The sequence below is a fragment of the Blautia sp. NSJ-175 genome, assembly GCF_022867815.1.
Lineage (GTDB): Bacteria > Bacillota > Clostridia > Lachnospirales > Lachnospiraceae > Blautia > Blautia celeris.
Genome location: NZ_JALIFQ010000037.1, coordinates 21686 through 27691, shown reverse-complemented (window position 1 = coordinate 27691; position 6006 = coordinate 21686). Strand labels below are relative to the sequence as shown.

Annotated in this window: 6 protein-coding genes; all 6 read right to left on the bottom strand. The window is 32.2% G+C overall.

The window, feature by feature from the left end; translation table 11 throughout:
- Positions 1–899: 899 nt before the first annotated feature.
- The 6 genes from MUB35_RS29010 to MUB35_RS28985 all read right to left on the bottom strand — a co-directional run bounded on the left by MUB35_RS29010 (position 900) and on the right by MUB35_RS28985 (position 5933).
- Positions 900–2114, bottom strand: a complete 1215-nt coding sequence (locus tag MUB35_RS29010) for an XRE family transcriptional regulator (RefSeq protein ID WP_054344484.1) — start codon at positions 2112–2114, stop codon at positions 900–902.
- A 131-nt stretch (positions 2115–2245) separates the two neighbouring features.
- Complete coding sequence (locus MUB35_RS29005; protein WP_054344485.1) at positions 2246–2620, bottom strand: hypothetical protein; 375 nt, start codon at positions 2618–2620, stop codon at positions 2246–2248.
- Between the two features lie 730 nt (positions 2621–3350).
- A complete protein-coding gene (locus tag MUB35_RS29000; RefSeq protein WP_054344618.1) occupies positions 3351–3902 on the bottom strand; it encodes a DUF6560 family protein in 552 nt (183 codons plus the stop codon).
- 463 nt (positions 3903–4365) lie between these two features.
- Positions 4366–4674, bottom strand: a complete 309-nt coding sequence (locus MUB35_RS28995) for a hypothetical protein (protein ID WP_004614026.1) — start codon at positions 4672–4674, stop codon at positions 4366–4368.
- A gap of 35 nt (positions 4675–4709) precedes the next feature.
- Positions 4710–5444 (bottom strand): hypothetical protein, encoded by a 735-nt coding sequence (locus tag MUB35_RS28990; protein WP_042741426.1) that lies wholly within the window; start codon positions 5442–5444, stop codon positions 4710–4712.
- A 351-nt stretch (positions 5445–5795) separates the two neighbouring features.
- On the bottom strand, positions 5796–5933 hold the full coding sequence (locus MUB35_RS28985) for a helix-turn-helix transcriptional regulator (protein WP_331477692.1): 138 nt from the start codon (positions 5931–5933) through the stop codon (positions 5796–5798).
- Between the last annotated feature and the right edge of the window lie 73 nt (positions 5934–6006).

Genomic DNA, 6006 nt, shown 5'->3' with positions numbered 1-6006 from the left:
TCAATCTCTCACTACAGGCAGCCAATACTGTGACTGCTTTATAGTGATGCTTTCATAATTGTTGAAAACATTTGTTGTCAAGGTTCAGTTTTTTGCTACGTGTTTTATTTTCGTAGCAAAGAGCGATTGAAAGAAGAAAATCATCTTTCCTATATACCGCGTAGGAAAAGAGGAGAAATGTAACTAAAATTCAAAACTTTTTCCCTTTTTCACTACTATCTGTACAGCAAACGTCCATTTGCTAAGTTGAAATAGAAAAATTTTAACTTCTTTTCATGCACCATATAGGGATAGAAAATGTCATTTTGCTAAGTTGATGATGAAAAAAGAATATTTTCCTTTTCACACCCTAACTACCAAAAAGATACTGTTACTGCCAACAATAGAATGAACTATTTTCTTCACTCCATATCAGGACAGAAAAGCGTTATTTGTATCACATTTCTTAAACTTTTTTCTTTCTACGCCATATAGGGAACGGAAACCTTAAATTGTTAAGTTGAAGATAAAATAATTTTCTCTTTTCACATCAATACTCAACAGTCAATGCCTGTTTGAATACAAATGGAAGATAGTTTTTCTTCTTTTTGCATAATACTGTCCACTCAACTCGATTTTCCGACATTTTTTCAAAACTTTTTTCGTCTTTCACTTCATATAGGGACAGCAAGCCAAAATTTAATGACCTATTTTCAAAAAAAGTTTAGATTTCCTCAACTTCACACCATATAAGGAATAGAAACCTTGTTTTGTTGCAGATTTTTCAAAATAATTTCAATTTCTTTTTAATTTTCATATCTGTACATCAAATAAAATTTTCATGCTCTCAAGTTAGATTTCCTGTTCTCGCACCATATCTGTACGAAAGTTGATGTTTTGTTGCAGATTTCTCAAAGAAATTAAAAAATACCGTCATTCTCTTGTGGAACATTGGTATCTATTCGTTCTTCTATGGTTGATTTTTCTAACTGTAATAAGTGTTTATGCTTATCTTTGAGTTCTGCCTGTTCAATCATATCTTTTAGTATCGTTGTATGATTTTCTTTATCTAATGCCTGTACCATTTTTATGGTTGGTGCAACCTGTCTTTGTAACCAATGCAACGCTTTTTGTAAAGTATAAGGTTCTGGCTTTGTAGTTAATCGTATCGGCTCTCTGTTTTCCCCTACAAACCATGCCCAATCATCATTTGTTTTCCATTGACTTTTGGGTTTATCATCTTCTCTATCTACAAAGCGGACATAATGATTGATGATAGAAAAAGCGGTGCGTTCAGCGTCCCTATAGGTCAGTAAATCTACAACCGCATAATAGGCTCGTTCATTCTTCATGCGTATTTCAAAACGGTTCTTGATTTCTGTATCTTCAACTTCTGTGCCATTCTTGACATACTGCTCATAATTCTTCTGATAAGCACACATATATAACTCACTACTGGTTGAACCGAGATATAATGTTTCTCCTGTATTCTTTGGCAAATCGCTACCGCATTTTTCCGTACCGCTGTAATCTTTCTGCTTACGGAAGTAGGAGATACATTCGCCTGCCTTGTATTTTTCCTTTAACTTTGGAATATCCAATATTCCTGCTTTATCATTGATTGCTAAATCAAGACGTTTCATCACACCACCTGCCGTCATACAATCAAGCATGAAGTCATACCATGAGCGTTCCTGTGCCAATAGATAACTTTCCATTTGACGACACCCTCTGCCTTTTAACTCTAACAAAACACCTAAATGCTCTTGCATGGAACACATGATATTGATGTCGCCTAAAACATATTTACTTTCATATCCGTATTTTCCATAATCTTCATAAAGCATATAATCGGATTTTAGTTGTAATACATCACGAATAATCTTTAATGCGTCCGTAGTAGGAAAGCGGACACGGAAGTAATCAATCAACAGAAATAATGGCTCTTGCGGATTGAAACGCTCAATCTGTTTTTCCATGACTTCTTTTAATTCGTCATTCAATGGCTGTTTTCCTTTTTCAATGCGGTTGTAATATTCACGGCTGATACCACAGGCAACAGCAAACCTTGTTTGCGTTACTCCGTATTCTTCACGCTTTTGTCTTAATTCTTCAAAAAAGTTTTTATCATTCATTCTTTAATTCCTCCAATCAAAAAAGGCAACTACCATTTACTGATAATTGCCTGTCATTAAAAATCTGTATAGAAAAAGCAGTCAATCCTAAGACTAACTGCTTATGCATACAGATATGAAGTTGTTTACCTTTATTGCAAGCTCTCATAAATCAGAAACACACCTGATAAAAATGTCAAAAAAGCTACAATTTCTATACGAAAATCAAAACACTTAAAAACTTCTTTTCCATACTTTTCATTTTTAAATACAAATATTTCTTTTCCAATTTTTCTTTTTCCCAGTGATAAAAGGATACAACCGTGTGCCGTATAATACTTTTTATTCTTAATTTTTATAATATAAGCGTGCTTTTTTACAGAAATTCCACCAACTACATACCCAGCGTTTTGGTCTACAATACCTATTATTTTTCCTTTACATTTTTCGCCAGTAAAAACAACTCTATATTTTAGATACAACAAGTATAAACTGACAATAATGATAATAATTCCTAAAATCAACATTTAAGTTTATCCTCTCTTATAACAACTTCAAATTTTTTATTTTTTCATATCCACATTATAACATTCTCATATCAGCACCACAATAAAAATAATTAAGCACCAATAATCTTATTGAATATCTCCAACCGTAAATCTTTCACACCATCAGCGTTGAATACTGAGCTACAACAATTAAGGCAACTACTACTGTATATTGATAATTGCCAATACTTACATTTCTGCAAAAGAAAAAGACAATTAACTTCTTGTTTGAAATCAACGGTCTGTCCTATGTCTTATTCAATTTTTCCAAGTGATAATGGCATAATTTATATCACACCATGTAAAATGCGGTTTCGCCTTGTAAATACAGCGTTTTCCGCTTGTTAATGTATATTGACTCTTGTTTTTTGTGCCCCCCTTGTTAGATAACGGGGGCTTAATCTTCGCTCGCCACAAGCTCGCTCACAGACGAAGTGAACCAGACACTCGCCAGCAAGCTGGCGTGGCTCTATGTCTTCGACCGCCACCGCGTCTGGATCACTCCACCTGCCCAACTAATAATATCACATTACCAAAAGAGAAAAATTGTATGTTATTTATCTTCTAAATTTTATAGGATAGATAATACAAGCACTTAATGCTATAACAAATAATGAAACTAATATAAACAATCAAAATATAACAAAATCCATAATATTCCTATATAGATAAGTTTTGCATAAATATAGTGATACGATAACCTAAAATTTTAGGATTTGTTTTTTTGATTGCTTAACTCTTTTGGTTCTAGAACAATAATCTCTTTTCCCTCTTTTTCCATTCGTTTTATGAAATTGTCGAAGTGGTCTGTCATAGCATCAACAAAAAATGCTTTTTTCTTTCTTCCATTAATGTACACATTCATACCACCACGTTTCATTTTACAATATGATATATCCGATATTTTCCAATGACTTTTAAATAGAAATACCTTTATAACAGTAACATCATTGTCGTCTACACAAATATCCCAAACGCCCTTGAGTGGTGCAATCATTCCCAAAAACATCAGTCCTAAAAGAGCAACAACTATAATCATAATAAAGGTATTTTTCTTAAATATTTCAGGTTCGTCTATTAGTGCAAATACCATTGCACCAATCACAAAAATAGCTCCAACAGCACAAACTATACTTACATCAGTTATTGTCCTAACCGTAAATTTTTTTAAGGATTGTGTTTGCTTATGATTTCTTCTTTGCATTATGTCCAAAACAAATAAAACAATATATGTTGTTATAATTGCTCCTATATATTTCATACAGTATCCCCTCCAAAACCTCTAGTCTCTATTTATTAGAGTATATCATCAAAAAATCAAGTAGTCATTATTTTTCTGCTATCCGTCACAATATTTTTTATCCCATGTCTTATCAAGAGAGCAAGCATTGCTTACGCAACAAGCTCTTGACAATCCATGTTCTAAAAAAATGGTAGATAATCAAGCAGAAAAAGGACACTTTATGCTATGTTACAGCAACAAAAAGACATCTCATATCTTGTATGAAATGCCATTTTGTTTTTTTTATGTTATTTTCTTTGTCGTATCAAGGTTCTTTCAATCGTAGTAAATTAGTGGTAAATTTCTTTTGTATTTTCATTCATATTGCTTAAAGTCCCTGTATTTATGCAGATAATCAGATTTTTAATCTTTTTTACAGATAAAAAAGCAGGAGACCTTTTCAGATTTCCTGCTCAGTAGAGTTGTGAAGATGTTATTGTTGTTATTTAATTTCAATGTTCGTCATAGTTACTAACCCAAGACGAACTAAAATAGTTTGTACGATACGACACCAAAAAATACCTAGAATCAGGAGCAAAGCATATAAAATAATTGACGCTTGTAAATATTGTCTGCCAAAGTGAATAAGAATAAGCAGTGGAGACATTAATATTACAAAGAATATAATGCTTGTAATTATTCTTTTTATGTTTTTTGTATCTGCTAAATCAAATTCAGCTCCACAAGAACATTCGTTAGGTATTCCTCCTTTTATTTCAGTACCACAGTTCATGCAATATAGTTTCTTCATTCTAATCACCTCTACAACCTGGAATTGTTCTATTATTATCTTTCAATTTCTATACTTAAAGATTTTCCAGATTTATCACTTTGAAAATTTTCATAATACCAAAAATAGAAAGGCTTTTCACAAAGTTCAAAATAAATAATTTCATCGGGTTTTTTATTTTCTATTTTTGTATTGTAAATATCTTCATCATGTACAAATCCATATAAAAAGCGACTATTGTCTGGACTGATATTTAAGTCTTGCAATCTATCACTTAATGCTAACTGTGATTTTAGTAACGACATCGTATCTTTGTCATACGGGCGGTCTTTCTTTATAACCTCATGTACACTTGTAATATGAGCATATCTCTTTTTACCATCTACTTCCTTAATTTTGAATTTTGAAAATGTCAAACTTGACTCTATATCGTTTTTTTCTGATATATACAAAACACTTTTATAGTTTTCGTTTTCAAACTCCTTTATAATCTTATCAATATGTGTTTTATATTCTTCGCCTTGTTCAAACTCAATAGAGGCACTTAACAGAGCATCCTGTATTGAGTTTGCATAATTTTTATCAGAAAGTAAACTTTCTTTTGAGTTTAAATCTTCTATTGGATAATATTTTGTTATTTCTTCCGGAACATATTTATCGTTCATTTCTGTTCTTTGTATTAAACTATTTCCACCTGTTATTTGACCTAAATATCCAAGCCCTAGAAAAACACTAAACACAAAAATAATTATTCCCAATATTATCCAAATTACCTTCTTTTGTTTAGTCATAAGATTAAGCCCTCTCAATTTATTGATTGTTAAATACAAATTTATATGTTTCTCTGTATTCACATTATACCATTTTCCACTACCCGCTACAATATTTCAAAATCTTAAGACTACTTTTTTCTGCTTTTGAAAAGCTACTTTACCGTCCATAATTTGTAAAGGGTGCCAAAGCATTGCTTACGCAACAAGCCCTTGACAAACCACAGCCTGATAAGTTTAGAGTAATCAAGCAGAAATGAAATAGTCTGCTGTTTCAAGGCAACGAAAAAGAGATACCAGCACATTTATGCAGTATTTCTAACTTAATCACACTATTCTTTTATTCGCAAGCAGGAAAACACAGGTTATTTCTTAATATCCTTTTGTTTGGGAAACTCCTGCTTCCCATTTGGAAATTGTCTGTCTGGACACCTCCATCTTCTCTGCAAGCTGTTCCTGCGTGATCTCCTCCCTCTTCCTGTAATACTGCAGATTCTCTCCAAAACTCATAATGATTTCCTCCATTTCTTAATCTTGATTTTGGAATCATTATAGAATTGCGTTCATGTAAACACTACCAATT

Excerpts from the sequence above, each read along its gene's own strand:
- MUB35_RS29010 (WP_054344484.1), bottom strand. The coding sequence starts at position 2,114 with ATGAATGATAAAAACTTTTTTGAAGAATTAAGACAAAAGCGTGAAGAA.
- MUB35_RS28985 (WP_331477692.1), bottom strand. The coding sequence starts at position 5,933 with ATGAGTTTTGGAGAGAATCTGCAGTATTACAGGAAGAGGGAGGAGATC.
- MUB35_RS28995 (WP_004614026.1), bottom strand. The coding sequence starts at position 4,674 with ATGAAGAAACTATATTGCATGAACTGTGGTACTGAAATAAAAGGAGGA.
- MUB35_RS28990 (WP_042741426.1), bottom strand. The coding sequence starts at position 5,444 with ATGACTAAACAAAAGAAGGTAATTTGGATAATATTGGGAATAATTATT.
- MUB35_RS29000 (WP_054344618.1), bottom strand. The coding sequence starts at position 3,902 with ATGAAATATATAGGAGCAATTATAACAACATATATTGTTTTATTTGTT.
- MUB35_RS29005 (WP_054344485.1), bottom strand. The coding sequence starts at position 2,620 with ATGTTGATTTTAGGAATTATTATCATTATTGTCAGTTTATACTTGTTG.